Source organism: Acinetobacter sp. WA-87 (assembly GCF_039938935.1).
Lineage (GTDB): Bacteria > Pseudomonadota > Gammaproteobacteria > Pseudomonadales > Moraxellaceae > Acinetobacter > Acinetobacter seifertii.
Map to the genome: position 1 here is coordinate 54,411 of NZ_JBDUVF010000001.1, position 21,095 is coordinate 75,505.

General features: G+C 34.9%; 22 protein-coding genes, 1 other RNA gene and 1 pseudogene. 12 read left to right on the forward strand and 12 right to left on the reverse strand.

Translation table 11 applies throughout. The annotated features are described in order from the left end of the window. Positions 1-25 precede the first annotated feature (25 nt). Genes ABFY81_RS00265 through lpxA form a run of 4 tightly spaced genes read left to right on the forward strand, consistent with a single transcriptional unit; the run spans position 26 to position 2,881 of the window. Positions 26-529 (forward strand): OmpH family outer membrane protein, encoded by a 504-nt coding sequence (locus ABFY81_RS00265; protein ID WP_347912743.1) that lies wholly within the window; start codon positions 26-28, stop codon positions 527-529. A 4-nt stretch (positions 530-533) separates the two neighbouring features. Next, a complete protein-coding gene (lpxD, locus tag ABFY81_RS00270) occupies positions 534-1,604 on the forward strand; it encodes a UDP-3-O-(3-hydroxymyristoyl)glucosamine N-acyltransferase (RefSeq protein WP_347912744.1) in 1,071 nt (356 codons plus the stop codon). Positions 1,605-1,610: 6 nt separating this feature from the next. After that, positions 1,611-2,096, forward strand: coding sequence for a 3-hydroxyacyl-ACP dehydratase FabZ (gene fabZ / locus ABFY81_RS00275; RefSeq protein WP_000140523.1), 486 nt, complete (start codon positions 1,611-1,613; stop codon positions 2,094-2,096). After that, a complete protein-coding gene (gene lpxA, locus ABFY81_RS00280; RefSeq protein ID WP_004701211.1) occupies positions 2,093-2,881 on the forward strand; it encodes an acyl-ACP--UDP-N-acetylglucosamine O-acyltransferase in 789 nt (262 codons plus the stop codon). The genes fabZ and lpxA overlap by 4 nt, the downstream gene beginning before the upstream one ends. Before the next feature lie 54 nt (positions 2,882-2,935). Here lpxA and ABFY81_RS00285 read toward each other — a convergent pair whose 3' ends face one another. Further along, positions 2,936-3,826: a YbgF trimerization domain-containing protein gene (locus tag ABFY81_RS00285; RefSeq protein ID WP_284119102.1), complete on the reverse strand. Its 891-nt coding sequence runs from the start codon at positions 3,824-3,826 to the stop codon at positions 2,936-2,938. Between the two features lie 316 nt (positions 3,827-4,142). Here ABFY81_RS00285 and ffs point away from each other — a divergent pair. Next, an RNA gene (ffs, locus tag ABFY81_RS00290) (signal recognition particle sRNA small type) lies at positions 4,143-4,239 on the forward strand. A 14-nt stretch (positions 4,240-4,253) separates the two neighbouring features. Here the strand turns inward: ffs and ABFY81_RS00295 are convergent. From ABFY81_RS00295 to ABFY81_RS00310, 4 genes are all read right to left on the reverse strand, one after another. Then, positions 4,254-4,736 carry a regulatory protein RecX gene (locus ABFY81_RS00295; protein ID WP_347912745.1) on the reverse strand — a complete coding sequence of 161 codons (483 nt, stop codon included), beginning with the start codon at positions 4,734-4,736 and terminating at the stop codon, positions 4,254-4,256. 53 nt (positions 4,737-4,789) lie between these two features. Then, positions 4,790-5,842: a recombinase RecA gene (gene recA, locus ABFY81_RS00300; protein ID WP_004701217.1), complete on the reverse strand. Its 1,053-nt coding sequence runs from the start codon at positions 5,840-5,842 to the stop codon at positions 4,790-4,792. A 145-nt stretch (positions 5,843-5,987) separates the two neighbouring features. Then, positions 5,988-6,428: a S4 domain-containing protein gene (locus ABFY81_RS00305; RefSeq protein ID WP_004701218.1), complete on the reverse strand. Its 441-nt coding sequence runs from the start codon at positions 6,426-6,428 to the stop codon at positions 5,988-5,990. After that, positions 6,412-7,098 (reverse strand): HAD-IA family hydrolase, encoded by a 687-nt coding sequence (locus tag ABFY81_RS00310; RefSeq protein ID WP_347912746.1) that lies wholly within the window; start codon positions 7,096-7,098, stop codon positions 6,412-6,414. Before ABFY81_RS00310 ends, ABFY81_RS00305 begins: the two co-directional genes overlap by 17 nt. Positions 7,099-7,514: 416 nt before the next feature. Here ABFY81_RS00310 and ABFY81_RS00315 point away from each other — a divergent pair, with 416 nt between their 5' ends. Further along, on the forward strand, positions 7,515-7,805 hold the full coding sequence (locus ABFY81_RS00315; RefSeq protein ID WP_004701224.1) for a hypothetical protein: 291 nt from the start codon (positions 7,515-7,517) through the stop codon (positions 7,803-7,805). A 63-nt stretch (positions 7,806-7,868) separates the two neighbouring features. On the opposite strand, the gene ABFY81_RS00320 is transcribed toward ABFY81_RS00315, so the two are convergent. Beyond that, on the reverse strand, positions 7,869-8,393 hold the full coding sequence (locus ABFY81_RS00320; RefSeq protein WP_004701226.1) for a GNAT family N-acetyltransferase: 525 nt from the start codon (positions 8,391-8,393) through the stop codon (positions 7,869-7,871). A 43-nt stretch (positions 8,394-8,436) separates the two neighbouring features. Then, a complete protein-coding gene (gigD, locus tag ABFY81_RS00325; RefSeq protein WP_004708427.1) occupies positions 8,437-8,886 on the reverse strand; it encodes an Lrp/AsnC family transcriptional regulator GigD in 450 nt (149 codons plus the stop codon). Positions 8,887-9,032: 146 nt separating this feature from the next. Here gigD and kynU point away from each other — a divergent pair, with 146 nt between their 5' ends. From kynU to ABFY81_RS00345, 4 genes are all read left to right on the forward strand, one after another. Then, a complete protein-coding gene (gene kynU / locus ABFY81_RS00330) occupies positions 9,033-10,283 on the forward strand; it encodes a kynureninase (protein ID WP_347912747.1) in 1,251 nt (416 codons plus the stop codon). Between the two features lie 39 nt (positions 10,284-10,322). Then, positions 10,323-11,729, forward strand: coding sequence for an amino acid permease (locus ABFY81_RS00335; RefSeq protein WP_068933709.1), 1,407 nt, complete (start codon positions 10,323-10,325; stop codon positions 11,727-11,729). 7 nt (positions 11,730-11,736) lie between these two features. Then, positions 11,737-12,480, forward strand: coding sequence for an alpha/beta hydrolase (locus ABFY81_RS00340; RefSeq protein ID WP_191010015.1), 744 nt, complete (start codon positions 11,737-11,739; stop codon positions 12,478-12,480). 778 nt (positions 12,481-13,258) lie between these two features. After that, the gene (locus ABFY81_RS00345) at positions 13,259-13,375 is read left to right on the forward strand and encodes a hypothetical protein (protein ID WP_077163328.1); all 117 of its coding nucleotides are present in this window, start codon (positions 13,259-13,261) and stop codon (positions 13,373-13,375) included. Between the two features lie 25 nt (positions 13,376-13,400). Here ABFY81_RS00345 and ABFY81_RS00350 read toward each other — a convergent pair. Next, positions 13,401-13,971 (reverse strand): annotated as a pseudogene (locus ABFY81_RS00350) (STAS domain-containing protein); the annotation flags it as partial. Positions 13,972-14,339: 368 nt separating this feature from the next. On the opposite strand from ABFY81_RS00350, the gene ABFY81_RS00355 reads away from it, so the two are divergent. After that, positions 14,340-15,782 (forward strand): glucose/sorbosone family PQQ-dependent dehydrogenase, encoded by a 1,443-nt coding sequence (locus ABFY81_RS00355; RefSeq protein ID WP_347912748.1) that lies wholly within the window; start codon positions 14,340-14,342, stop codon positions 15,780-15,782. A gap of 55 nt (positions 15,783-15,837) precedes the next feature. Here ABFY81_RS00355 and ABFY81_RS00360 read toward each other — a convergent pair whose 3' ends face one another. The 4 genes from ABFY81_RS00360 to ABFY81_RS00375 form a co-directional block, all read right to left on the reverse strand. Further along, the gene (locus tag ABFY81_RS00360; protein WP_002050707.1) at positions 15,838-16,281 is read right to left on the reverse strand and encodes a universal stress protein; all 444 of its coding nucleotides are present in this window, start codon (positions 16,279-16,281) and stop codon (positions 15,838-15,840) included. Positions 16,282-16,426: 145 nt separating this feature from the next. Then, positions 16,427-18,520, reverse strand: coding sequence for an EAL domain-containing protein (locus ABFY81_RS00365; protein ID WP_347912749.1), 2,094 nt, complete (start codon positions 18,518-18,520; stop codon positions 16,427-16,429). Between the two features lie 610 nt (positions 18,521-19,130). Then, positions 19,131-19,346, reverse strand: a complete 216-nt coding sequence (locus tag ABFY81_RS00370) for a hypothetical protein (RefSeq protein ID WP_004701241.1) — start codon at positions 19,344-19,346, stop codon at positions 19,131-19,133. Between the two features lie 178 nt (positions 19,347-19,524). Next, positions 19,525-19,989 (reverse strand): MarR family transcriptional regulator, encoded by a 465-nt coding sequence (locus tag ABFY81_RS00375; protein ID WP_002050629.1) that lies wholly within the window; start codon positions 19,987-19,989, stop codon positions 19,525-19,527. A 560-nt stretch (positions 19,990-20,549) separates the two neighbouring features. Here ABFY81_RS00375 and ABFY81_RS00380 point away from each other — a divergent pair. Then, on the forward strand, positions 20,550-21,056 hold the full coding sequence (locus ABFY81_RS00380; RefSeq protein ID WP_347912750.1) for a hypothetical protein: 507 nt from the start codon (positions 20,550-20,552) through the stop codon (positions 21,054-21,056). The last annotated feature ends 39 nt before the right edge of the window (positions 21,057-21,095 follow it).

Below are 21,095 nucleotides of genomic sequence, written 5' to 3' on the forward strand. Positions count from 1 at the left end.
CAACGAAATAAGGAAAGTGATTTATATGAAAAAATTAAATGCATTAATGTTAGGGTTGGGTTTAACGGTAGCTTCAGTGGCAGCTAATGCAGCTGGTTATGGTGTAATTGATCTAGCTAAAGTTGTTGAGAGTAGTACTTATTTGAAACAGCAAAATGCAAGCTTAAACCAGTCAGTAAAACCAACGACAACTAAGCTTGAACAACTTGGTAAAGAGTTAGAGGGACTTCAACGTCAGGCCCAAACTCAAGGCCAAAAAATGAAAGAAGATGATATTAAGAAATTGCAATCTCAGTATCAATCGAAACTAAATGAATTTAATTCAACACAACAAGGCTTACAATCTAGAGTTCAAGCTAGCTTACAAAGTATGAATACAACGTTTGAAACAAGAGTTAAGCAAGCTGCTGAACAGTTACGAAAAGAAAATAATCTTGACTTTGTTTTGAATAAAAATTCAACTGTTGCCTATGACCCTAAATATGATTTAACTGATAAAATGATTCAAAAGGTTAATTCAATGAAATAAATTAATGAAAGTGCAACAATATCGTTTAGATGAATTAGCTCATCTGGTTCAAGGTGAGCTAATTGGTGAAGGTAGTCTTCAACTTTCGAACTTGGCAAGTTTAGAAAAAGCTAATTCGAACCATATTACTTTTATAAATGGTGAGAAATATCTTGAGCAAGCCAAAATGAGTAATGCTGGTGCCTTCATTGTTACAGCTACTTTAAAAGAACTTCTTCCAGAAAAACATAATTTCATTATTGTTGAAAATCCTTACCTTGCATTTGCAATTTTGACTCATGTGTTTGATAAAAAGGTTTCCCTAACGGGGATAGAAAGCACTGCTCAAATTCATCCTTCTGCTATTATTTCGGAAACGGCATATATTGGTCACTATGTGTTTATTGGTGAAAATTGTGTGGTAGGTGATAATACGATCATTGAGTCACATACAAAACTTGATGATTATGTAGAAGTTGGAAAAGATTGTTTTATCGATTCTCATGTCACCATTACGGGCAGTTCTAAATTACAAGATCGTGTGCGTGTACACTCGAGTACTGTGATTGGCGGTGAGGGCTTTGGCTTTGCGCCATATCAAGGTAAGTGGCATCGTATTGCTCAGCTAGGTTCGGTCTTAATTGGAAATGATGTTCGAATTGGATCAAATTGTAGTATTGATAGAGGTGCACTTGATAATACAATTTTGGAAGATGGAGTAATTGTTGATAACCTTGTGCAAATTGCACATAACGTTCATATTGGTTCAAATACTGCTATTGCAGCCAAGTGCGGTATTGCTGGAAGTACAAAGATTGGCAAAAACTGTATTCTAGGTGGAGCATGTGGAGTATCAGGTCACCTTTCAATTACCGATAATGTGACTTTGACTGCAATGTCAATGGTCACAAAAAATATTTCTGTTGCAGGAACTTATTCATCGGGAATTGGATTATTTGAAAATAGTCATTGGAAAAAGACTGTTGTACGCTTGCGACAATTAGCAGATGTGCCATTGACCCAAATCACTAAACGACTTGATCATATACAGGCTCAAATAGAGTCTCTTGAATCAACTTTTAATTTGCGTAAATAGAATATTATGACCGAGTCAACTACCCCTAAATTTGCCATCCCTGAATTACCAATGCAGATTCAAACGATTCGTCAATATTTGCCGCATCGTTATCCATTCTTGTTGGTTGATCGTGTGACTGAAGTTACTGACAATAGTATTGTTGGTTATAAAAATGTTTCTATCAATGAAGAGTTCTTACAAGGACATTTCCCAGAATATCCAATTATGCCTGGTGTTCTAATTGTTGAAGCACTTGCTCAAGTTTCAGGTGTTCTTGGTTTTATTATGAACAATGAAACACCAAAACCAGGTTCTTTGTTCCTGTTTGCTGGTGCTGAAAGAGTTAGATTTAAAAAACAAGTAGTTGCAGGTGACCAACTTGTATTAAAATCTGAGTTGGTAATGCAGAAGCGCGGCATTTACAAATATAATTGTACAGCTAGCGTTGATGGCATTGTAGCAGCAACCGCTGAGATTATGATTTCACACCAAAAAACAGAGCAGGCATGAGCAATCACGATTTAATCCATTCTACCGCCATTATTGATCCATCTGCAGTAATTGCTGCAGATGTTCAAATAGGACCTTATTGTGTTATTGGTCCTCAAGTGACTATTGGTGCTGGTACTAAATTACATTCTCATGTGGTAGTAGGTGGTTTTACCAGAATAGGCCAAAATAATGAAATCTTTCAATTTGCAAGTGTTGGTGAAGTTTGCCAAGACCTCAAATATAAAGGTGAAGAAACTTGGCTTGAAATTGGTAACAATAATTTAATTCGCGAACATTGCAGCTTACATAGAGGCACAGTGCAGGATAATGCATTAACCAAAATAGGTAGCCATAATCTATTGATGGTAAACACGCATATTGCACATGACTGTATTGTAGGTGACCATAATATTTTTGCTAATAATGTTGGTGTCGCTGGGCATGTACATATTGGTGATCACGTTATTGTGGGTGGGAATTCTGGAATACATCAATTCTGTAAAATTGATTCTTACAGCATGATTGGTGGTGCTTCATTAATTCTTAAAGATGTACCTGCCTATGTGATGGCTTCAGGTAATCCTGCTCATGCTTTTGGTATAAATACTGAAGGTATGCGAAGAAAAGGTTGGTCTAAAAATACAATTCAAGGTTTAAGAGAAGCTTATAAATTGATATTTAAGTCTGGACTAACCTCTGTTCAAGCTGTTGAACAAATTAAAAGTGAAATTTTGCCTTCTGTTCCGGAAGCTCAATTATTAATTGATTCTATTGAGCAATCAGAGCGTGGAATTGTACGCTAATTAATAAGACATAAAAAAAGACACTGTTTAACAGTGTCTTTTTTTATGTCTAAATTATTTTTTAAAGAATTTAACTTCTTCAGATTTAGGATATTGCGTAAGTAATTTGTTCTTATATTGGTTTGCTGATGCAGTATTCTTATCAACATCCTTTGCAATACTATACAGTTGATACAATGCTCGAGGAGCTTTACTAGAGTTTGGATATTGATTCGCAACAATATTATAGTTTTTCTTCGCTTCATTGTAGTTCACAGGATCTGTGGCTAAATGAAATTCAGCTAACCAAAAGTAAGCATTACCTGTATAAATACTATTAGGGTGGTTTTTAATAAAGTTTTGCATTGGGGCAATAGCTTTTTTCGCTCCGCCTTGTTTGTAGGCATCTAAAGCTACTGTATAAGCGGCTTTTTCTAATTCAAGTGGATTTGACTGGTTTTGAGCAGCGGTGGTTGGTTGAGCGTTTGTTACTGGTGCGCTAGGTTGTTGTCCAGAGGTGGTTGGAGTAGGCGGAGTTGCAACTACTTTGTTGCCATCTGTAGGCTGAGAAGAAGGTGCTGATGTATTTGTAGTGGCGCTACTATCGGCAGTCGTATTTGAGCTATCATCTTGAGTCGCACTGTCTGGGTCAACTTTTTGATGTAGTAGCTCTAAACGTTGATCTAGGTCTGTATAGCGGTTGGCTAGATCTTTCTTTAGTTGCTCAATATCATTCGCTTGTTCTTCTAATTGTCCTCTTAATGTGCGGATATCATTCTCTAATTGTTGATTTTTTTGCATCAACTCCCAGTTTAAATTGGTGGGAACTGAAATATTGCTTGAAGAAGTATTAGATGCACTACCATCATTTTGACTTAAACCACGAGACTCAATAGGAATATTTGCGTATAGAGAAGTGGTACTCATTAAGGCAATAAATAATAAAGAATGCTTCTTCATTTGCATGTGTATAAATCCATAATTTTATATAAAAGCTACCTTGAACACCGGAATATAAAAATCAATTCACTAAATATCTAAGGTTTTTCATTGATCAATGCAATTAAAACAGTTAACAGTTTAAATGCAAGGATAGTTTACAATCTTCAAGCATATTTTATGCAAAATGAAAAAGGAACTTAAGCTCATAAAATTACATTTTCAAATTTTAAGCGATTATTGTTGATGAATTAATCAATCGAAACAAAAACTTGCTGAAAACGGTATAGAAGGGTTGCATCTCTTTTAAAAATCTCTATACTTTGTTTTGCAATGGTAGCCCCGCTGGTGGCTTCGCAATTGTACTCTGTGAACCCCGCCAGGACCGGAAGGTAGCAACGGTAGCAGATCTATGATGTGCCGAAGTTTTGCTAGTGGGGCTGCCACCTTTCTTTTAATCCAATTTTCTTTGGATTACTTTTAAAATTACATCTAAATCAAACCCTCTATATTGTAAAAATCTAATTTGTTTTGCTTTAAGCTTTGGGTCTTTTTCAACCATTTCTCCAAATTTCTTAACTTTAAGCTGATAAGCTTGCTCTACCCAATCAATTTCGTGAATTTCATCAGCGATTAAATCGTTCTCAATCTGTTTGGTTTTTAAAGCTTGTTGAATGCGTTTTGGACCTTTACCTTTACGAATCTGACTTGCAAGCATTTGCTCTGCAACACGTTGGTCGCTTTGATAGTTTTGCTCAGATAACTCTTCAACGAGTTGTTTCACTTCTTCTATATTTTGTGCATAACGGGCTAATTTCTCAATCAGTTCTGCTTTAGAGTAGTCTCGGCGAGTAAGTAAAGCAAAAGCATATGATCGTAAACGCTGGCCAGTAAGTGGGGGACGCTGTTGAGATTGCTCGTCGTTTCTTTTGAACATATAGGTTTCCTTGTAAAAAACGCCCCGAAGGGCGTTTTATGACTCATCTATAATTAAGATTCTAATAATAGATCTGGCTCTTCTTCGTCATCTTCAACTTGTACTGCGCCATTTGTACCTGTGGTCAGCAATTGCTCTCGAATATTGCGTTCAATCTCTTCAGCGATTTGCTTATTTTCTTCAAAATAACGAATCACGTTATTCTTACCTTGGCCAATTTTATTACCTTGATATGAATACCATGCACCAGCTTTTTGAACGATATCTTGTTGAACTGCCAAATCTACAAGTTCACCAAGTTGGTTAGTGCCTTTGCCGTATAGGATTTGGAAAATAGCTTCTCTAAATGGAGGAGCCATTTTGTTTTTAACGACTTTAACTTTAGTTTCTGAACCAACGATTTCGTCGCCTTCTTTTACTTGACCGATACGACGAATATCTAAACGAACTGACGCATAGAACTTAAGAGCGTTACCACCCGTTGTAGTTTCTGGGCTACCAAACATAACACCAATTTTCATACGAATTTGGTTAATGAAGATAACCATACAGTTTGAACGTTTAGCGTTACCCGTAATTTTACGAAGCGCTTGGCTCATAAGACGAGCTTGTAGACCCATGTGAGAATCACCCATCTCACCTTCGATCTCTGCTTTAGGTGTAAGGGCAGCTACCGAGTCCACAACGATTAAATCAATTGCGCCTGAACGGACAAGCATATCGGCGATTTCAAGTGCTTGTTCACCATTATCAGGTTGTGAAACAAGTAGGTTGTCAATATCTACACCAAGTTTACGTGCATATTGAGGATCTAGGGCATGCTCGGCATCGATGAATGCACATGTACCACCAGACTTTTGACATTGGGCGATTGCTTGCAATGTCATTGTGGTTTTACCAGAAGATTCAGGACCATAAATTTCGATAATACGGCCTTTTGGTAAACCACCAATCCCCAATGCGATGTCTAAAGTTAAAGAACCTGTAGATACGGCTTCAACTGCTTGAACAGTGTTATCACCGAGACGCATAACCGTATTTTTGCCAAATTGTTTTTCAATTTGACTCAAAGCGGCTTGTAATGCTTTGCTTTTATTCTCATCCATCTCAAAAACCTCAATACTCTATGTTCATCACGTTTAACCCAAGTGGATGCATTGAATCTCAACTTGTTTCACAGGGCTAATAGTGACAGATTTTTTCTTTAGCTTCTATATCTTATATATGTGAGTGCGACATAACTCGACGTTTCTATTCATCATCATAAGACCAATGGTCTTCATAATGTTGATCGTTATCCTGTTTAAACCGATTGATTTGTCGCCGATCTTTCTTACTTGGTCTATGGTCAGGTCGAGCTAGATTATGCAATTTTCGTTGGGACGCAATCAACTCCCGTCTCGCAATACTTACTTCAGTTTCTTCATAAAGTTGCTGCGCAACTGGAGCTGGTCCTCGGGTGTTGGAAAGTGCTTTGACAACAACTGTCTTTTTTTCGAAACCTTGTTGAACAACAAGTTCCATTCCAACACGAATTTCTTTAGAAACTTTTACACGCTCATTATTGTGATGTACTTTACCACCTTCAATTGCAGCTTTAGCAATAGAACGAGTCTTAAAAAAACGTGCTGCCCATAACCATTTGTCGACACGCATTGTGTCTACAGCATCGTTTTCATGCAATTTTGACATCATTATCCTTTCTATCAGTTTGATTCAAAACAGACAGTAGCTCTGTAAGCTGATCTAGAGCTTTATACTCTAAATCTTGTGGCTGTCTTTTACTCTTAAGAGTTGAGGGCTGTAATATAGTAAACAAGTGTCTTATACCAAATTTTTCTGCAGTTTTTAAAACTTGAAGAGTATCGTCTAAAAAAATAGTGGTTTTTGGTTCAAAATAATGCAAGCGTTGTAACTCTTGCCAAAACTGAAGATCTTCCTTCGCATAGCCCATTTGTTCACTAGATACAATCACATCAAAAAAATCTTGAATAGGGATGTTATTAAGTTTTAATTGTAAACTTGCGCAGTCTGCATTGGTCACTAACCAACATTGATAACCTTGTTCTTTTAGAGCATTAAGTAGCTCCATACATCCTGATCGCGTTTTAATTTTGTGTTGAAATTCTTTCTGAAGATTTAAAATATCTACTCCAGTAGTTTTCGTCCAATAATTTGAGGAGTACCATGAAAGAGTGTGCTTATTACTAAGATAAAATTGAGTCAATATTTCTTGGCTTTCTGTTAAAGAGAGTTGATGCGTCTGAGAATGCCGTACAGGTAGACATTCGTTCCAGATAAAGTCGTCAAAAGCCAAATCTAACAAAGTTCCGTCCATATCGAAAAGCACTATTTTAGCCATGTTTTAAGGACTCCAATTTGAATAGACAAGGAAGAAAGTTAGGCTAAGATTATAAGCATTAAAGCCTATAAAAACGGATTGATTTGTTATTATTTCATCATTTAGATGTCTATCGAGGCTGATTAATAATGATTGTTAAAAGTGATAAATTCAAATGCTGCCAAGGACTTGATTGTTATTTTTTAGATGGAGAGTCTAATGAAAATTGAGTGAGCGCAATTCTGATCAATTTATTCAAAATAATAAATGGAACTTTAAATGATGGGAATCTATCAATAGTACTCTTATGTCTATAAAAGTAGTAATCGCACTATTTTGATTTACATAGTGTACGTATTGAAGAACATTTTATAAATTGAACTGTGCATGTTTAAAGTTATATTAAAAATTATCCGAATAATAATTTAGAGTAGGCAATGAAAATTGGATTTATTGGAGGAGCCAATGATGGCATAGTTATCAATGCCGCAAATGGCATTGATACTTATAAACTTGAATGGCATTACAAGGCTGAAAAGCACTGTCAAGAACCATCACTGGGACTAAATGGTCCTGAATATGACTATTACAATTTATTAATTTTGAGAAAAAACAAAGAGGCAAAACTTTTCTATGTTTTAACTACAATGGACAAAGAAGCTATTGCAGATAAAATTAATGAGTATTGGGAGCATTCAACTTCGGTAGGTTATGACTTTGATGAATAGCTCTGGTTTAAATTTATTAGTAATCTTTGATCATATCACTATTTAATATACTCATAACTCAAATTAAGGATTGTATATTTCATAAAGAACGTGTTCTTGAAGTGCGTGCCCATCTGGAAGCTTGGGATGATTGAAGTGTTTAACTTTACGCATTCCTAGTCTTTCCATTACAGCTTGAGAAGGCTTATTCACTGTTGCTGTAAAAGAAACCACTTTATCTTTATTAAGCACATTGAAGGCATAGTCTAATGCTGCTTTTGCTCCTTCTGTGGCATAACCTTTTTTCCAGTATTTTGTAGCAATCCTCCAGCCAATTTCAATGCAAGGGGAAAAATCAAATTGTTCTGGTTGGTCGTGTAGGCCAATAAAACCAATAAAGTCGTGGCTTTCTTTTAATTCTACAGCCCAAAATCCCCAACCTTTTTCATCAATAAGGGCCGATGCTCTTTGAATTAAATTTATACTTTCAGTAGCAGATAAAAGCTTTGGAAAAAAACGCATAACATCTTTATCCAATCCCATTTCGATAAAGGGGGCAGCATCAGTTTCTTTCCATTGTCTTAAGATTAAACGTTCGGTTTCGATCATAGTAAAAGCTCTTTAAATATAATTTTTAATTTAACCATATAGTCTACAGTGGCTTTTGTATAATTTTCTGTAAGATAATCTTAGAATTAATGCTTACCACTCCTTTAATTTTATTGAGTGTATTAATAACAAAGTGAGAAAAAGAATTTAGATCTTTAGTGGCGACATGCAGAACATAATTAGATTCGCCTGTAATGATATAAGCATTAATCACTTCATCAAAATTCTTGATCTGGCTTAAAAAAAACTGATGATCATTTTCAGTGAGTTGAGCAAGTTTAATTTCAACTATGGCCTCAATTTTTATACCTAATTTTTCGTAGTTAACTTTCGCTTGATATTTTTCAATGATCCCGTTGGTTTCTAAAATCTTGACACGTCGGTGACAAGCAGATGCTGAGAGATTGACTAGATCAGCAAGTTCTTGGTTACTTAAGCGGGCATTATCTTGTAAATACTTCAAAATTTTTAGATCGATTGCATCCACATTCATTTTCGAATTACATCCATATTTTTTAATTTTAATTAGAATTTTATACGAAATTAGTCATTTTTTATCAAATATTATCGAATAAATCACAAGAATTGGCGTGATAAAATTCAAATACAAAGGAAATGTTGAAATAGGTGCAATACCAAATGATTACTCATGAACAGTGTCTATATTGGGATCAGGAAGATGAACTCAAAAAATTTAAAGATGAATTTGCATTGCCAGAAGGTGTCATTTATTTAGATGGTAACTCTTTAGGTGCTAGACCAAAGAAATCTTTGGCTGTCGCCCAGCACATTATTTCCCAAGAATGGGGAGAAGATTTGATCAATAGCTGGAATAAGGCTGATTGGTGGGGGCTACCTACTAGACTGGGAGATAAGGTAGCCACATTGATTGGTGCTGAGCAAGGCGAAGTTGTTATTTCAGATTCAACTACACTGAACTTATTTAAAGTTTTATCAGCAGCGGTAAAAATTCAGGCTGAAAAAAATCCTGAACGTAAAATCATCGTTGCGGAAAAAGATGCTTTTCCAACAGATATTTATATTATTGAAGGTTTCATTGATTTAATTCAAAAGGGCTATCAAGTTGAATTGATTGATGGCGTAGAAGACTTAGCTCGTGCGTTAGAGAAAGATGTTGCTGTAGTGGTACTTTCTCACGTGAATTACCGTACTGGGTATTTCTACGATATGTCATCTATTAATGAGCAGATTCACTCTAAAGAAGCTTTGGTGATTTGGGATTTATGTCACTCCGTTGGTGCTGTTCCAATGGACCTGAACCAAAGCGGCAGTGATTTTGCGATTGGTTGTACCTACAAATATTTAAATGGTGGTCCTGGTTCTCCAGCAATGTTGTGGGTCAATGAAAAGCACCGTGATCAGTTTTGGCAACCTTTATCTGGCTGGTGGAGTCACAAGAAACCATTTGATATGGCACAGCATTATGAGCCTGCTAATAGCATTCGTCGCTATTTATGTGGAACACAGCCCATTATCTCTATGAGTCTTATTGAATGCGGCGTAGATATTTTCCTACATGCCGATATGCAAAAAATCCGTGAGAAATCTCTGAAATTAACTGATTTATTCATTCAACTGGTACAGCAAGAATGCTCTGAATTTGGTTTTGAGTTAATTACGCCTTTAGAACATAAATATCGTGGTAGTCACGTTAGTTATCGCCATGAATTTGGTTATGAAATTATTCAAGCGCTTATTGCACGTGGTGTGATTGGTGATTATAGGGAACCTGCGGTGTTGAGATTTGGTGTTACACCTTTGTACTTAGGATTTGAAGATATTTGGAATGCAGTACAGCACTTAAAAGAAACTATGTTGAATAGTGAATGGAAAAACAAGCGCTATTTAGTTCGCGGTGAAGTGACCTGATTTTAAGGAATCAAAATAAAAAAATGGCTAGGAGGGCCTATGAGTAGTTTTGATGAAATACAAAATAGAGAAGCTGGGCTACATAAAAAGTTATCTGCAAAACAGATGGGTATGATTGCCATTGGTGGAGCAATTGGAACCGGATTGTTTATGGGAAGCAAATTTGCAATTAGCTTTGCAGGTCCCGCAGTCATTGTCAGCTATGCGATTGGTGGTTTAATTGCATTTGCACTTATGGCTTGCTTGGCTGAAATGACGGTTCAGCATCCTACTTCTGGCTCATTTGGGGCGTATGCAGAACATTATATGAGTCCACTTGCTGGCTTTTTAGTTCGCTACTGTTATTGGGCTTGTATTGTGCTGGCTGTAGGTACCGAGATTACCGCTGTAGCTGACTATATGAAGCTTTGGTTCCCCAATGTAGGCTCTTGGGTCTGGATTGGTTTTTTTTCACTAACTTTACTTGTTGTAAATGCCTATAGTGTTAAAGCCTTCGGACTAGTTGAGTACTGGTTTTCCACAATCAAAGTTTTTGCCATTATCGTGTTTATTCTTTTGGCTATTGGTATCTTGACTCAAAGCAATCAGGGAATGAAGCAAGTTGTGACTAATTTGTCAGGGCATGGAGGCTTTTTCCCCAATGGGTTTAGTGGGGTATGGATTGGTGTCATTATTTCAATATTTAGTTATTTAAGTATAGAAATGATCGCCGTCGCAGCTGGTGAAGCAAAAGACCCTGAAAAAGCAGTAAAAAAGGCATTTAAAAGCACAGCACTCCGACTCATTTTATTCTATTTATTGTCCTTATTTCTCATCGTTACTTTGGTGCCATGGACGGTTTTGATTGGAGCAGATGCAACAAGTCCTTTTGTTATGGTCATGAGGATTGTTGGTATTCCATATGCCGATAGCATTTTAAATTTTATTGTAATTGTAGCTGCCTTATCTGCAATGAATAGCATGCTTTATATTTCAACTCGTATGTTGTTTAGCTTATCCCGTGCAGGTGATGCACCAAAAGTTTTTGGCCGAATCAGTAGCAACGGTGTACCGGTAAATGCACTGTTGTTATCAGCGGTGGGGATTGGTATTGCTAGTATTGTTTATACGATTAATCCGGCTTCTGCGTTTCCAATCATGATTGCGCTATCGATGTTTGGTGCATTGTTCACGTGGGGCAGCATCTTTGTAACACATATGTTTTTTAGAAAACATATGGCTCAGCAAAGCATCGAGCTGAAATTTAAAATTCCTGCTAGTCGATTCATCTCACTATTTGGTTTTATTGCGATTTTGAGTATTACAGTAACTACTTGGTTTACCAATGAGTTTAAGTCTACTTTACAGTTTGGCGTACCTTTGGTGCTTGTTCTGATATTTTGCTTCTACTTAAAACGTTCAACCTTAAAAGTAAGTCTTAAGTCTACTGAAGAGACATTGAAGTAATCGCGATATGAGACAATATGACAATGCTACAACGGTAGCAAATGAAGGTGAAATATTAGCAAGCTTTCAATATAGAAGCTTGCTAAGTTATCAGGCCTATCATCACGTAAAAGATATTAAGTATGGTTCACAGAACCGATCAACGATGGATTTTTTCCCTTTAGAACATGCCAATAAAACCGTGATTTTTATACATGGAGGATATTGGCAGTGGTGTGATAAATCGGACTTTGCCTTTATAGCACCGTATATTTTGGCAAAAGGAGCGCAGTGTGTACTTGTAGAATATGACTTGGCTCCTCAAAGCCATATTTCGCAAATTGTGGCTCAGACTCAAAAAGCCCTCGATTTTATTGCACAGCAGAATTGGAAAACGGATGAGGTTTTATTAGTGGGCCATTCAGCAGGGGCGCATCTCGGAGCATTATGTTTAAGCCACCCTTTGTTATCTGAGGTGGCTTTATTAAGTGGAATATATGATTTAACACCTATACAAGCGACTCATTTAAACCATGCATTAAAGTTATCACAAGACGATATTTTAAAATATAGCCCTATTCATCGGGAAGAGAATGTTGATATTCCTTGTACGCTTTTGTGTGGAGAGTTGGAGCTAAGTGAGTTGAAATGGCAAAGCCAAAACTATTTTGATCATAAGTGCAAACAAAATCAGAATCTTATGTCATTAGATATTATTTCAGAAGTTAATCATTATTCTATTTTAGATTATTACTTTAAGTATATATTTTAATAAAATCGAAAAATGCGAAATAGAAAACTTCGGGAATTAAATTGGATAAATTATAGATTTTAAAAATCAAAAACTTATCCTTGCTCTATAAAAGAGAATACCTCCATCTCAATTGTTAATTTAAGTGTATAGACGATTTTAAGTGATTGTTAGACCTTATGTGGTAAATCAATTACTTGAACCTAGAGCTAGATTATATATATTTATTTAAATTTTAATGATATATATTCATTGTTTATTATATGTGGATTGAACTGTGAACTTTTTCACATTTAATTAACTTTTTTATTGATATATATGCTTTAGAGTTGACCTAAACTAATATCTCGATTAGATTAAAAAGATAGTGTTTTCTCTCTACGCGACAAATTGTTTAGCTGTTGCTTAGATGAGTTTTATAGTCCGTAGCTTCCCAAGATACGGACTTTTTTATTTTTAAACTTTGCTGTTGAAAAATATTTTAGTACATAAAATCATCAAATTTGCTCATACTTATAGTCATAAGTCACTAAATTTATCAAAGAGGTATTGAAAATACATCTTTAAGCGATTATAGTAGTTCAAGCATATACTGCGTCTGTAAAGTTATTTATTTTTTAATACCCTCATATTTTTTAATATGGGGGTATTTTTTATTAAGAACTAAATCAATAATTAATATATTTATACATTTCTGATACGAAAAATTTGTAGTTGAATAAATTGTAAAATTCTTATGGTTGATAATTTGATTGAATTTTTAAATAATTTTTAAAAGTTTGGTTGTTTCTATGATTTTATGGATATATTGAAGTTTCTAAAAAGTTTTAATACAGTTGGTACTTATTTGACTGTTATGCTAGTTGTTTTAATAAGTATGCTTTTATATTTTTATATAATTGCTCCTCAAACGTAAAAAGAAAGGTCCTGAAGGACCTTTTTTAAATTTTTGCATGAGTACCATATTTATCTATCATAATTGAGCTCGCTTCATTTAGACCGCGAACAGTTACTTTAATATTGTTCTTTTGAAATTTATTTACTACAGAATCTAGCATAGCAACTGAAGTCACATCCCAAATATGAGAGTGGGTAAGGTCAATAATTGCTTCTTTAATTTAATATCTTCTTTAAAGTTAAAGCTTTGCATAAGTTTCTCAGATGAACTAAAAAATATTTGACCACTTAACTTATACAGACGAGCTTCACCTTCTAAGGAGGTTTCTATACGAATATCATTTTCAAGTTTATTTGCTAAGAAAAGTGCTGAAAGTAATACGCCCGTCAATACGCCTAACGCTAAGTTATGAGTGGCAACTACCACGATAACTGTAGCAATCATAACAATATTACTGCTTTTAGGATTATTTTGAAATTGTGTTAGTGAACTCCACAGCAGAAAGTAGATAAACGTGTGCGGCCACCCGATTTTACATTAATCATTGATTGACCAATCATGGCACAACCGGCCATACCACCCAAAAAACCTGAAGCAATATTAGCAATCCCTTCACACGTAACTACACGACATCACTAAACAGTGATGAGTTATTTACAAGAAATAAGAGGATGTAAACTTAAGGTGGCGTAAGCATCATGGATATAGAGTTTGAAGCATTTAAAAGTGTTTGAGGAATAGCATAAGATCTAAAAATTAATAAAAGAGATAAGAATAAATTTAAGTTGTTTAACTTAAAAGAAGTTTATAAAGATGTTGAGCTCTTTTTAATAGCTACTTTTATGCAACAGAGCCTTTCATAAATTTGGATTTTAATAAATGTGCTATTCATCATAATACAAATCATATAGAGAGCATGTACCAAACTTTTGCTAAAAGTTTAAAAATTCTCGTAAATTTTGAAAATTTATAAGGTGGACATATGAATAAACATTTATTGACTAAAATTGCTTTAGTGGGTGCTGCCCAGATATTTGCATTCAATACAGCGTTTGCTGATATTCCTCTTACCCCTGCACAATTTGCTAAAGCAAGAACAGAAAATTTTGATAAAAAAGTTATTTTGTCTAACTTAAATAAACCGCATGCTTTGTTATGGGGGCCAGACAATCAGATTTGGTTAACTGAACGAGCAACGGGAAAGATTATAAGAGTCAATCCTGAGTCTGGTAGTGCAAAAACAGTGTTTCAGGTTCCTGAAATTGTGAATGATGCAGATGGACAAAATGGTTTATTAGGCTTTGCCTTTCATCCTAATTTTAAACATAACCCTTATATCTATATTTCGGGTACTTTTAAAAATCCAAAATCTACAGATAAAGAACTACCAAACCAAACAATTATCCGTAGGTATACCTATAATAAAATAACAGATACATTTGAAAAACCTGTCGATTTGATTGCAGGTTTACCATCATCGAAAGATCACCAGTCTGGTCGTCTTGTTATTGGCCCCGACCAAAAAATCTATTATACAATTGGTGACCAAGGTCGTAACCAGTTGGCTTATTTGTTTTTACCAAATCAGGCGCAACATACCCCAACTCAGCAAGAGCTTAACAGCAAAGACTATCATACCTATATGGGCAAGGTATTACGCTTAAATCTGGATGGAAGTATTCCTAAAGATAACCCGAGCTTTAATGGGGTAGTTAGCCATATCTATACTTTAGGGCATCGTAATCCACAAGGTTTAGCATTTGCTCCAAATGGAAAGCTTTTACAATCTGAGCAAGGTCCAAATTCTGATGATGAAATTAATCTCATTTTAAAAGGTGGGAACTATGGTTGGCCAAATGTAGCAGGTTACAAAGATGACAGTGGTTATGCTTATGCCAACTATTCGGCTGCAACTAATAAATCACAAATTAAAGATTTGGGTCAAAATGGAGTAAAAGTAGCCGAAGACGTTCCAGTGACTAAAGAGTCTGAATGGACTGGGAAAAACTTTGTAGCACCTTTAAAAACGCTATATACCGTACAAGATACCTATAACTACAATGATCCAACGTGTGGTGATATGACTTATGTCTGCTGGCCAACGGTTGCACCGTCATCGGCATATGTATATACGGGAGGCAAAAAAGCGATTCCGGGATGGGAAAATACATTATTGGTACCATCTTTAAAACGTGGGGTAATTTTCCGTATTAAGCTAGATCCGACATATAGTGCGACTTTGGATGATGCTATCCCGATGTTTAAAAGCAATAACCGCTATCGTGACGTGATTGCAAGTCCAGAGGGCAATGTTTTATATGTACTGACCGATACAGCGGGGAATGTGCAAAAAGACGATGGTTCTGTAACGCATACTTTAGAGAATCCTGGTTCTCTTATTAAATTTACGTATAACGGAAAGTAGTTTATGTAAAAAACCCAGCTCTATAGCTGGGTTTTTTATACAAGTTTAGATTTATTTATTCAGTTACGACCAATACTGGTACATGGATTTCTCCTAACAGTGCTTGAGTTACACTTCCTAAGAAGAACTTTTTAAAACCTTTTCGCCCATGAGAACCAATTACCAATAAATCAGCTTTTAGCTCAGTTGCTGCTTTGATAATTTCTGTGTGAATTGTTTGACCTTCAACAATCTTTGTTTCAACAGAAATTCCGTGTTGACTAAATTGCTCTTTAGCTTGATCTAAAATGCCCTGAATCGAAGCTCTCGCTTTATTAAAGTAATCTTGCGCGATTTCTGTACTATCGATGATTTCAACTGAAATAAAAGGATCAATAGTGAGCGCATATACTAAAGTAACTTTACTGTTAAATGCTTTTGCAAGACTTGCAGCATGATTAACCGCAATAAGTGAAGTAGGAGAACCGTCGACTGGAACTAAAATATGGTGATAACTCATATATTGCTCCTTATTGCCTTGTGACAATATTTATTGTTGAAGAACTAAAAATTAGTTATCGTTATGATTATATTATCGCCAATTTTATGGTTTTTATTGTGTGTTTTTAGTGTGTAAAGCGAGCGACTTCTTTTGAATATTCAGACTAATTCATAGAATAGTGGCTTTCTATATAAGCCTGACCTTGTTTAAGAATAGATATAACCTGATTCGCATCAATAGCTTGTTCAAATAAGAAACCTTGTCCAATGTTATATCCGAACTGGAGCAGTAACTCTTGTTGTTCTGGTGTTTCAATACCTTCTGCTATTAGCCTAAGGGAAAGATTGGGTGCAAGTAAGCCAATTGCTTGGACGATTGCATAAATTGATGGGTCATGTTGCATCTTTTGTATAAAGCTACAATCGACTTTTAGGCAATCAATTGGATAGTCTCGTATATGCGTTAGAGAAGAAGATCCTGTTCCGAAATCATCTAAAGCAATGCGTACACCATGTTGTTTTAGTTTATTGAGTGCACGAATAACATATTCAGAACCACGATCACCAAGCATATGCTCAGTAACTTCTATTTCAATTAAATGTGTAGGAACTTCAAACTGATAAATCTTTTTTAATAGGCGTTCAGCGTAATTGTCTCTTAAAAACTCAACTGGCGCTGCATTCAGAGATACAGGAAGTGGCTGAAAACCTAATTTTATCCATTTAGCCATATCATGCAAAACTTGATGCTGCATAATTTCACCGATCTTACTGGCTAAATCATAGTCTTTAAAAGCTTCAGCAATTTGTGAAGGCAAACCTGTTTGAGCTGATGTTGTGTGCCAACGTAATAATGCTTCAAATCCTAGGACAGCATGAGTTTTTAAATCAACTTTGGGTTGATAGTAAGGTTGGATGGTATGGTGACGAATAAGCTGCCTAGCAATGTTAAGCTGAGATGCGATTGCTTCGGTTAATTGCATCATACTGGGGTTATACATACGTATACCACCACGACCTCGAGCTTTTAAGTCATGTAATGCCATGTCTGCACAGCTTAATAAACTCGACTGATCAACAGCATCTTGCGGGTAAATGGCACAGCCGATACTCATTCCACCGTTGAGCACATTGCCAGCATATGTAATAGGGTGATTGAGTTGTTGGAGTAATACTTCAGCAAGTTCTCGGACATCATTTTCATTTTTTAAATGGCTGACAATAACTGCGAACTCATCGCCACCTAACCGAGCGACAGAACATCGTTCATGGTCTACGCACTGATTAAAACGTTTAGACAGGATTTTTAATAAGTGATCGCCAGCACTATGACCTATGGTGTCATTAATGTGTTTGAAATGATCTAAATCAATCAAAAGTAACCCTACGCTGGTTTGAGTTTCTCTTGAGTAAGTTAATGTACGCTTTAATTGTAGTTTAAATGAACGTCTATTAAATAATCCGGTAAGTTCATCTCGCTCACTAATATCTCTAAGACGATTCTCAGTAAGATATTGCTGAGTAACGTTCCGAGAAACACACAATATTTGAATAATTTCGCCGTTTGTATGTTGAATTGGGGTAAGCATGTTATCCCAATATTCAGGATCTTGATTTGGTAAACAACTCATGCCAGCGAATCGAGCTACTTTACCTTGTAAGGCTTTTTTTAAAGCAACTCTTCCACGTTTACGTATATGAGGTGGTAAAAGGTCTAACCATGGCATTCCAAATTTTTTTTCATTTTCAGGCACGCCTAGAGCAACGCATCCTGATTTATTCATATGAGAGACTGTGCCATCTGTATTTAAAACTTTAATACAATCGACACTGATATCAAGCATTTGATTTTGTATATCAATATCTTTAAGTAAGCTTTGTTGTTCTTGGATGTCTTGATCAATATCTAAAAAACTAATAAACCATTCATTTTTAGGCAAAGATTCATGATATTTTGACAATTGAATTGAAAGCTTACACCATCGATAGTGATGGCTTTTATGTAAAAGACGACATTTAAATTCGATTCTTGACTGGAGTCGTATAGCATCTAACCATTTGTTTTTAACTTCTTCTAAATCGGCAGGGTACACGAAATCTAACCATTGTTGAGATAATGGGGGAGAAGTATCGTGCCAGTATTTTGTACACTCCGTATTGCAATATAAAATTAAGCCTTTTTCATCACTAACCCATGTCGGTAGAGGAATCTGCTCAACAATAAAATGCTTTTGGGTAGTGTTCGACATTGAAGTCATAACATGCCTAAAAATTGCTGAAGAATTAAACTATTTATAAACTGTATTGTAATAGTTGTGTCGTCAGCACAAAAGCTATAAAAACTGGACATTTGGTGTTTTTTTGAGCTTAAATAAATATTTTTCTAAAATATAATTGTAATTACTCATGTATGCGTATGTTATTTATTAATTTTTAATTCTATTTAGGTTACTAAAAATAGAGTTTTAACTTTAAAAAATTATGCTTATTTTTGTAAAAAAATTGTTATAAACAGTTGTTTATATATTAGAAAAAAGAAGAGATTATGGAGGTATATAAATGAGATAAAATATTTTTTAAGGCGCAAGTTAGTTTAAATTCACTATTTTACTTAGAAAATTTATATAAAAAATTAATTTAAATTATTAAGCACAAATACAATAAATACCATTAAGTTTACAAAAGTAATATAAAATAAGGCCTTATATTATCGTAAAATTCATTCTGTCGAAAAGGATATATACATCCTTTTTGTGCATTTTATAGCCTACATTTTCCCCAAGATGTAGGTTTTTTTTATGCCATAATTTTTATTATCTTACTGTTTATTAACTTTTAAATTATATAAAAAAAAGCCGTGATGGCTTTTTATACGGTTTCTGGTTTTTTCAATTGTTGTTGAATATAAAGGTTCATATAATACTGCTCTATATAGTCATCAGCATAATTGTTAGCTAAAGTTTTTGTAGCTACCTGTTCATGCTTATTATAACAATTAGTTTCTAAATCCTTCTCAAGTACCCACCATTGACGGTTAATACGACGTACCTGAAACTTATCACTTTTATATTTTCTTTTAGCCATTTTCCAAAAATTACGATGTAGATAATAGAAGAGAGTTTCTACTGGAGTTGAAAGAACAAGTCAACACGCATAGTGTTTAATTGACTATTTTATGAAATTTAAGTTTCGAGTCATGGCCAGTAAATGTAAAAAAGCCCTCATAAGAGGGCTTTAAAATTCAGTAAGTTATAGAAAGTAATTAACGAGATAGATTCTTTAAAAGCATTTTTAAGCTTTCCATCATTTTTTCTAACTGTAAAGGGGTTATGCCTTCAAAAGATTGCTCAAGTACGACGCTGGTTAGGTCATTAATTTTATTTATCATTTCAGTGCCACGTTCAGTAAGATATACACGTGTAATACGTCCATCAGTTTGGCAAGAATATGTTTCAACTAAACCTTCGTCTTTTAAGCGATAAACAATTTTAGTTGTTGTCGACATCTTTGAAATGATCATGTCGGATAGCTCAGAAACGCTAGCATGTGGTTTGCTACTGAGTGCAAGCATAATCCGTCGACGAGAATTATCTAGGCCATATTTTTTGAGGGCATTGTCAATATTCTGAACATATTGAGCATGGACCTGAGTAATCCAATAATATGGAAAATCTTCAAGAGTGAAAGATTCTGTTGTAGGTAAAAAACGCGCATACTTCTTTGTCATTGACTTTTCCCCATACCTTGGTGGATCGCATTTTATGAAACTAATCTTAATAGTTGAAAAATATAGTTTCACTAAGCAAGTTATATCAGGACTTTAGATCGTGAGCAAAATTTATATTGTTTGATTTAACAAGGACAAACTATAAATTTTGCTAATCTGATAAAACTTATTTCTTACCGTTGATTTGAACTTGGCTGCTCGCTTGTTCGTAAAATGAACGATATCTCTTTGCCAGAGAATCCTAGAAAAAAAAATTTGCTTTGAACGTGACATTTCTCTAAATATTTTTTGTCTACAAAGTCATAACCATAAAAAATAAATGCATTTAATAATGAAATATTAAATATAATCAATAGCTTAATTGATATTAAAAGCTAAAAAATTTACCAGACATTTAACATGATTGATATATTAATAATAAAATTAAACTTTACAAGTGTATTTCAATTAATGATTTGCTTAATTGTTAAACTGTTGCATTGTATCTTAATTGTTATTTTTTGTTTGTTTTAATATAGTGCGTTTTCAAATAATGATAGATAAATTTTTTCGGATTAATGATGAACAAATTATTACTTACTTCAATGTTAGCTTTGACTTTAGGATTAAATGGTTGTGCGAGTATTATTACTGGCTCTTCGCAAACACTTACTTTTACAAGTGTGCCTGAATCGGCAACTATCGAAATTAAAAATCGTAATGGGATGAAAGTACATACAGGGCAAACACCTGCCACAGTAAGCTTGAAGAAAGGGGCAGGTTATTTTAAACCTGAAAGTTACCAAGTATCTTTCAGTAAACCAGGTTATCAAAGCAAAACTGTAGAGGTTACAGGTACTCTAAGCGGCTGGTATTTGGGTAATATTATTTTTGGTGGTTTAATTGGTCTTTTAATTGTAGACCCTGCTACTGGTGCAATGTATACACTAGCGCCGAAAGATGTAAATGCAGTTTTAGAAGCTCAAAACTTAGTAGGAGATGCTAAGCAAAAACCAACGCTTACAGTAATGTTGGCCCAAGACCTTCCTGAACAAGTTATGGCGCGAGCAGTGCAAATTCAACATTAAAAATTAGCTAGCAATAGAAAGGGAGAATTAATATTCTCC

Coding starts and splice junctions, on each gene's coding strand:
- ABFY81_RS00340 (WP_191010015.1), top strand. CDS start 11,737: ATGAGACAATATGACAATGCTACAACGGTAGCAAATGAAGGTGAAATA.
- ABFY81_RS00305 (WP_004701218.1), bottom strand. CDS start 6,428: ATGTCAAAATTGCATGAAAACGATGCTGTAGACACAATGCGTGTCGAC.
- recA (WP_004701217.1), bottom strand. CDS start 5,842: ATGGATGAGAATAAAAGCAAAGCATTACAAGCCGCTTTGAGTCAAATT.
- ABFY81_RS00310 (WP_347912746.1), bottom strand. CDS start 7,098: ATGGCTAAAATAGTGCTTTTCGATATGGACGGAACTTTGTTAGATTTG.
- ABFY81_RS00375 (WP_002050629.1), bottom strand. CDS start 19,989: ATGACAAAGAAGTATGCGCGTTTTTTACCTACAACAGAATCTTTCACT.
- ABFY81_RS00315 (WP_004701224.1), top strand. CDS start 7,515: ATGAAAATTGGATTTATTGGAGGAGCCAATGATGGCATAGTTATCAAT.
- ABFY81_RS00380 (WP_347912750.1), top strand. CDS start 20,550: ATGAACAAATTATTACTTACTTCAATGTTAGCTTTGACTTTAGGATTA.
- lpxD (WP_347912744.1), top strand. CDS start 534: ATGAAAGTGCAACAATATCGTTTAGATGAATTAGCTCATCTGGTTCAA.
- ABFY81_RS00370 (WP_004701241.1), bottom strand. CDS start 19,346: ATGGCTAAAAGAAAATATAAAAGTGATAAGTTTCAGGTACGTCGTATT.
- ABFY81_RS00365 (WP_347912749.1), bottom strand. CDS start 18,520: ATGACTTCAATGTCGAACACTACCCAAAAGCATTTTATTGTTGAGCAG.
- lpxA (WP_004701211.1), top strand. CDS start 2,093: ATGAGCAATCACGATTTAATCCATTCTACCGCCATTATTGATCCATCT.
- ABFY81_RS00265 (WP_347912743.1), top strand. CDS start 26: ATGAAAAAATTAAATGCATTAATGTTAGGGTTGGGTTTAACGGTAGCT.
- fabZ (WP_000140523.1), top strand. CDS start 1,611: ATGACCGAGTCAACTACCCCTAAATTTGCCATCCCTGAATTACCAATG.
- ABFY81_RS00285 (WP_284119102.1), bottom strand. CDS start 3,826: ATGCAAATGAAGAAGCATTCTTTATTATTTATTGCCTTAATGAGTACC.
- ABFY81_RS00335 (WP_068933709.1), top strand. CDS start 10,323: ATGAGTAGTTTTGATGAAATACAAAATAGAGAAGCTGGGCTACATAAA.
- ABFY81_RS00360 (WP_002050707.1), bottom strand. CDS start 16,281: ATGAGTTATCACCATATTTTAGTTCCAGTCGACGGTTCTCCTACTTCA.
- kynU (WP_347912747.1), top strand. CDS start 9,033: ATGATTACTCATGAACAGTGTCTATATTGGGATCAGGAAGATGAACTC.
- ABFY81_RS00295 (WP_347912745.1), bottom strand. CDS start 4,736: ATGTTCAAAAGAAACGACGAGCAATCTCAACAGCGTCCCCCACTTACT.
- gigD (WP_004708427.1), bottom strand. CDS start 8,886: ATGAATGTGGATGCAATCGATCTAAAAATTTTGAAGTATTTACAAGAT.
- ABFY81_RS00355 (WP_347912748.1), top strand. CDS start 14,340: ATGAATAAACATTTATTGACTAAAATTGCTTTAGTGGGTGCTGCCCAG.
- ABFY81_RS00320 (WP_004701226.1), bottom strand. CDS start 8,393: ATGATCGAAACCGAACGTTTAATCTTAAGACAATGGAAAGAAACTGAT.
- ABFY81_RS00345 (WP_077163328.1), top strand. CDS start 13,259: ATGGATATATTGAAGTTTCTAAAAAGTTTTAATACAGTTGGTACTTAT.